Source organism: bacterium (assembly GCA_023135785.1).
Lineage (GTDB): Bacteria > CAIJMQ01 > CAIJMQ01 > CAIJMQ01 > CAIJMQ01 > CAZNJA01.
In genome coordinates this window covers 1-4105 of the sequence record JAGLSL010000084.1, presented here as the reverse complement: position 1 = coordinate 4105, position 4105 = coordinate 1, and the positions used below count along the sequence as shown (strand labels likewise).

Annotated in this window: 5 protein-coding genes; all 5 read left to right on the top strand. The window is 36.6% G+C overall.

The genetic code is table 11. The features are described 5' to 3' along the window. Nucleotides 1-828, top strand: an 828-nt coding sequence (locus KAS42_06080; GenBank protein ID MCK4905785.1) for an LptF/LptG family permease, incomplete at its 5' end; no start/stop codon positions are given. Further along, the gene (locus KAS42_06075) at nucleotides 825-1898 is read left to right on the top strand and encodes an LptF/LptG family permease (GenBank protein MCK4905784.1); all 1074 of its coding nucleotides are present in this window, start codon (nucleotides 825-827) and stop codon (nucleotides 1896-1898) included. The genes KAS42_06080 and KAS42_06075, both read left to right, overlap by 4 nt. A gap of 67 nt (nucleotides 1899-1965) precedes the next feature. After that, nucleotides 1966-2229, top strand: a complete 264-nt coding sequence (locus tag KAS42_06070; protein ID MCK4905783.1) for a 4Fe-4S binding protein — start codon at nucleotides 1966-1968, stop codon at nucleotides 2227-2229. A gap of 53 nt (nucleotides 2230-2282) precedes the next feature. Next, the gene (locus KAS42_06065; GenBank protein MCK4905782.1) at nucleotides 2283-3329 is read left to right on the top strand and encodes a 3-methyl-2-oxobutanoate dehydrogenase subunit VorB; all 1047 of its coding nucleotides are present in this window, start codon (nucleotides 2283-2285) and stop codon (nucleotides 3327-3329) included. A gap of 21 nt (nucleotides 3330-3350) precedes the next feature. Beyond that, nucleotides 3351-4088, top strand: coding sequence for a 2-oxoglutarate oxidoreductase (locus KAS42_06060; protein ID MCK4905781.1), 738 nt, complete (start codon nucleotides 3351-3353; stop codon nucleotides 4086-4088). The last annotated feature ends 17 nt before the right edge of the window (nucleotides 4089-4105 follow it).

Below are 4105 nucleotides of genomic sequence, written 5' to 3'. Positions count from 1 at the left end.
GGGCTAGAATCCTGCGGAATTGATCCTTTGGCTGCTATTTTACCGGTATTGGGCTTATCTTTTCTGATAAGTATATTTTGCCTATATCTTCACGCTGAAGTTTCGCCCTCTGCACACTTAGGAATTAAACAAATACAGGAAGATTTCAAGATAGAAAATATTGTCACCTCAACTGTTGAAGAAAAAGTTCTCATTGATAGTTTTAAAGATTATAAAATTTATATAGATAGAATGACGGGTAAAAAGATAGAAGGCATAACCGTTTTCAAACTCAAAGAAACGGGAAGTCCTTCTGTTATAGTCGCAAAAAAAGGCGAAATAATAATATCCGAAAACAATAAACAGCAGAGATTGAAACTTATTGACGGGACTATTGATGAAGCAGAAGAAGGAAACCCCATAAATTTTACTAGGGTTAATTTTGACACATATGACATCCAACTTGAGCCAAAAAGAAATGCAAAAAAAGTAAATAAAAAACCGTGGGATATGAAATTGAAAGAGCTTAACAAAAGCGTTAGAGACTTCAAAAAACAAAAAACAATTCGCTATCATTTACTCACGGAAATCTACAAGAGATTTTCCTTGTCTTTTTCCCCTTTGTTTTTTCTTTTGATAGGGTCTATATTAGGTATAAAAATAAAAGGTAAAAGCAAAATAAGAGGATTTGGAATAAGCCTACCCATAATTATCGTTTATTATGTTATCCTGTTGGTTTGCGAAGGAATTTCCCAAAAAGGATTATTTTATCCTTTCATACTCATGTGGCTTCCTAATATATTTCTATTAAGTTTCTGCATGCCGTATTTATTAAAGAAACAGTTATGAAAATACTCGACAAATATCTTTTAAAACATTTTTTACCCACATATTTGTTCGCAGGAATTATGTTCTGTTTTTTCTACTGTCTGGTGAACCTCCTGTCGAACTTGAACCAATTCTTAGACAAAGGCGCAGGAATAATCGACGTAGCAAAATATTACGCATTTTTCCTGCCTTCTCTTTGGATGCAATTATCGCCTCTTGCGGTTTTAATAGGAGTCTGGTTCTCAATCGGGCATCTGGCTCAAGATAGAGAAATAATGGCAATGAGATTGTCAGGGATATCAGCTTTAAGAATTACTATGCCTCTTTTAATATCGGGATTGATAATTTCTTCTTTCTGTCTTGGTATAAATATAAATTTAGTTCCATTTTGCGAAGAAAAAAAAGAAGAAACATGGAAAGGCAGAATTCAAGGCGAAGAAGAATACTTAAACAAAAGTAAAGAGAATTTTCAGTTTGCTTCGCAGAATATTGTCTATTTTACAAAGAATTTCAGCGGGAAAGAAAGCGAAATGAACGAAATTAAGAGTGTATACAACGAAATAGGAAACAGTAATAGTGTAATAATAACTGCAAAAAAAGCTTTATGGGAAAAAGACAAATGGGTTCTAATAGACGGGGTAAAAAAGACATTCGATAAGGACGGCAATGTGAAAGAAATAGAAGTGTTTGATAGTAAAGAAAGCGCGCTTTCCTTGTCTGCCCACGAACTTTGGCTCTACAGTAAAAGCCCTTCAATAATGCCAATGAAAACGATTAAAAAATATATTTTGGAATATAAAACATCCCTTTCGCGTTATCCTTACTTGACACAATTTCATTCCCGTTTTTCCCTGCCGTTTATAAATTTTACGCTTCTTGTTATATCAATTCCTTTCTGTCTTTTATCCCTACACCAAAACGCTGCGGGAAGAATGAGTTGGGCATTGGGGCTTTGCCTTATATACTACGTCCTTTTTTCCTTGTTGGTAGCTATGTCTGAAAAAGGTGCCATCCCCCCCGCAATGGGTATATGGTTTCCTAATATCTTGTTCTTAGGTATAGGGATGTTTTATATTTGGAAAAAACGGTAAAAGTTGTTAAACTTTGATTAGAATTTGCACAAGGCTGGATTGTTATATCTAAAAAGAAAGTAAACTCATGATAAGCCAAAAAGAGGTTTCTTACGGGATACAAATAAAAGAAGAGAAATGTAAAGGTTGCCAGATTTGCATTAACTTCTGCCCACGTGGTGTGTTAGGGATATCAAAAAAAATAAACAAAAAAGGGTTTTATCCGGTAGAAGTTATACATAAAGAAAAGTGTTCCGGATGCGGAATTTGTTTCCTCGTATGCCCTGATGTCGCTATAGAAATTTACGGGATAATTGATGCAAAGTCAAAAAAAAAGCATTTGGTTACATAGATTGAAAAAATTCGTATTTTATCGCTGTAATCAATATAATAGTCTTGATTTATATGAAAAATAAAATTCTAATTTCGGGTAACGAGGCATTGGCAGAAGCCTCTATTCAAGCGGGTTGCAAGGCGTATTTTGGATACCCCATAACACCGCAGAACGAAATAACTGCTTACATGTCACGGCGAATGCCCGAAGAAAATAGAGTATTTATTCAGGCAGAAAGCGAACTCGCCGCAATTAATATGGTTTTGGGCGCATCAGCTTCCGGCGTAAGAACAATGACAACTTCTTCATCTCCCGGAATATCTTTAATGCAAGAAGCTATTTCCTATATGGCAGGAGACGAACTGCCTTGTGTAATAGCTAATGTTGCTCGTGGGGGACCCGGTCTTGGAAATATCGCCGGTTCGCAGAGCGACTATTTCCAATCCGTAAAAGGAGGCGGGCACGGGGACTATAATCTTATAGTAATTGCTCCTGCAACTGTTCAGGAAATGTTCGATTTCACTTTTACCGCTTTCGATTTGGCGGACAAATACAGAACCCCTGTAATAATCCTTGCTGACGGATATTTGGGGCAAATGATGGAACCCGCAGAACTCAAGAAAAAGGAAATTATCGATATCAAAAAAAATTGGGCTTTGAGGGGAGCAAAGAACAGAAAGCCGAACGTAATAAACAGCATGTATTTGGGCGACAGCGCATTAGAAGCGCATAATCAAAAATTGCAAGAAAAATTCCAAAAAATAAAGAAAGGACTCTGTCTTGTTGAAGAAATATCAGTGGACGATGCAAAGATAATATTAGTTGCTTATGGGACTACATCGCGTATTTGCAAGAGTGTCGTAAAAAAATTAAGAGCAAAAAATATAAAAGCGGGGCTCATAAGACCAATTACTCTTTGGCCTTTCCCCGAACAAGCCATTAAACAAGCTGTATCGCATTCTAAATTTTTACTTACGGTAGAAATGAGCGCTGGACAAATGGTCGAAGACGTAAAACTTGCGGCAGAAGGCAAAGTGCCTGTTTACTTCTACGGAAGAATGGGCGGCGGAGTTCCGGAAGAAGAAAAAATAATCAATATAATTGAATCAAAACTGTAAAATTTAACTATTTTTAAAATTATGGAAAAGAAATTTGGTCTGCCAAAAACCATGAAAGATACCGTTACTCATTATTGCCCCGGCTGCGGACACGGCATCGTACATAGAATAGTAGCTGAAGTCATAGACGAATTAAACATAAGAGAAATAACAATAGGTATAGCGCCTGTAGGATGCGCCGTCCTTGCATACAATTATCTTAATATAGATATGGCAGAAGCGCCTCACGGTAGAACTCCCGCAGTTGCCACAGGCATAAAACGAGTCCAGCCGGACAAAATAGTCTTTACTTATCAGGGAGACGGAGACTTAGCAGCAATAGGAACAGGAGAAATTGTGCATACTGCAGCAAGAGGTGAAAATATAACTACAATATTTGTAAATAATGCTGTCTATGGCATGACAGGTGGACAGATGGCTCCAACTACTCTACTTAAACAAAAGACACAAACAACTCCATTTGGAAGAGACCCCAAGGTAGCAGGATTTCCATTAAGAATTCCTGAAATGCTTAGGTCGATAGAAGGCGTTGTTTATCTTGCAAGAGAAACAGTTATTTCTCCAAAAAACATAATAAGATTAAAGAAATACATCAAAAAAGCATTTACTCTTCAGATAAAAAAAGCGGGATTTTCTTTAGTAGAAGTCCTTTCTCCTTGTCCGACAAATTTGAGATTAAGTCCGATAAAATCATATGATTGGGTCAAAGAAAATATGCTCCCCTATTATCCTTTGGGAGAAATAAAAGATAACAGATGACAGAGATAGATAGAAAT

Excerpts from the sequence above, each read along its gene's own strand:
- KAS42_06060 (MCK4905781.1), top strand. The coding sequence starts at position 3,351 with ATGGAAAAGAAATTTGGTCTGCCAAAAACCATGAAAGATACCGTTACT.
- KAS42_06065 (MCK4905782.1), top strand. The coding sequence starts at position 2,283 with ATGAAAAATAAAATTCTAATTTCGGGTAACGAGGCATTGGCAGAAGCC.
- KAS42_06070 (MCK4905783.1), top strand. The coding sequence starts at position 1,966 with ATGATAAGCCAAAAAGAGGTTTCTTACGGGATACAAATAAAAGAAGAG.
- KAS42_06075 (MCK4905784.1), top strand. The coding sequence starts at position 825 with ATGAAAATACTCGACAAATATCTTTTAAAACATTTTTTACCCACATAT.